The organism is Mesorhizobium sp. M7A.F.Ca.US.014.04.1.1 (assembly GCF_003998745.1).
Lineage (GTDB): Bacteria > Pseudomonadota > Alphaproteobacteria > Rhizobiales > Rhizobiaceae > Mesorhizobium > Mesorhizobium ciceri.
This window is the reverse complement of record NZ_RZRW01001031.1, coordinates 1-1,232: the sequence shown is the minus strand read 5'-3', so window position 1 is coordinate 1,232 and position 1,232 is coordinate 1. Positions and strand designations below refer to the sequence as shown.

General features: G+C 65.3%; 2 protein-coding genes. Both read left to right on the top strand.

Annotated features, from left to right (window positions below):
• The coding region (locus tag EOA22_RS34200; RefSeq protein ID WP_281040814.1) for a glycine cleavage T C-terminal barrel domain-containing protein at positions 1 to 672 on the top strand (672 nt) is incomplete at its 5' end.
• Positions 665 to 1,204 carry a hypothetical protein gene (locus EOA22_RS34195; RefSeq protein ID WP_063169863.1) on the top strand — a complete coding sequence of 180 codons (540 nt, stop codon included), beginning with the start codon at positions 665 to 667 and terminating at the stop codon, positions 1,202 to 1,204. The genes EOA22_RS34200 and EOA22_RS34195, both read left to right, overlap by 8 nt.
• Positions 1,205 to 1,232: the final 28 nt, after the last annotated feature.

Below are 1,232 nucleotides of genomic sequence, written 5' to 3'. Positions count from 1 at the left end.
CTGCTGGAAAAGCTGCATCTTGGCCTCTCGCTCGACGATGCCGACCTGCCGCATATGGCGATCGGTCATGGCACTTATGCCGGCGACGAAGTCCGCATCGCCCGCGTCAGTTTCACCGGCGACAGGAGCTACGAGATTTCGATCCGGGCCGACCACGCCGAGCCGCTATGGGCGCATCTGCGCGAGGCCGGCCAGGCGCTCGACGCCATCGTCATCGGCCTGGAGGCGCTGATGATCCTGCGTGCCGAAAAGGGTTTTATCGTCATCGGCAAGGACACCGACGGCACCACATTGCCGCATGATCTCGGCGTCCACGGTCCGCGGGCCAAACGCAAGACCGAGTTCGTCGGCCGCCGCTCATTGTTCACCGAGGAGGCGTCGCGTGACAATCGCATGCAGCTTGTCGGGCTGGCAGTGCCGCAAGGCGAAGCACCGCTGCCGACCGGCGCGCATGGCATCAAACGGATCGACGGCAGATTGCGCAGCCAGGGCTTTGTCACCTCGAGCTACCAGAGCCCGACGCTTGGCCGCCCGGTTGCGCTTGGGCTGATAGAGCGCGGCGCGACGCGGCACGGCGAGACGATTGACATCCAGTATCTCGGCAAGATCAGCAAGGCGACAATTACCGCCCCTTGCGCCTTCGACCCGGCAGGAGACCGGCTGCATGCGTGATCTCGCGGAAAAATGGTCCGTTGCACCGGACTGGCAATCGGCGGTGATCAAGGTGCCCGGCCTTGTGGTGCGCGCGGTCTGCGGCCTCAACCAGTTGCTGGTCAGCGGCGACCTCGACGCGTGGGCGCGGGCTTCGAGCGCCGACGGGAACGGAGTCGGAGCCTTTGGCACCGCACAAGGTGACCGCTATGCGGCGCGACTGGCGCGCGACCGGCTGCTGATCGTCTCGAACAGCCCGCTTGCCATCGCCTCGGGCTGGCACACAGACGGGTTCGCGGTGACGGCGATCAGCGCCGGGTTGCAAATGTTCGAGGCCGAGGGCACGGCGCTCGACGCTTTCATCGCGCGTGGAACGACGCTCGATCCCAGCCAAGCGAGCGCCAGTGCAGCGCTGTCCTTCGCCGACATCAGCGCCGTCGTCTATCGCCATGACGCCAAGCTGCGCATCCATGTCGATCGCGGTCTTGCCGCCTATCTCTGGACATGGATGGAAATTGCCGCCGGCAACATCGCCGCAGGATCAGCGAAGTAGCCGGTTACGGCTGGTCAGAGTGTGAACG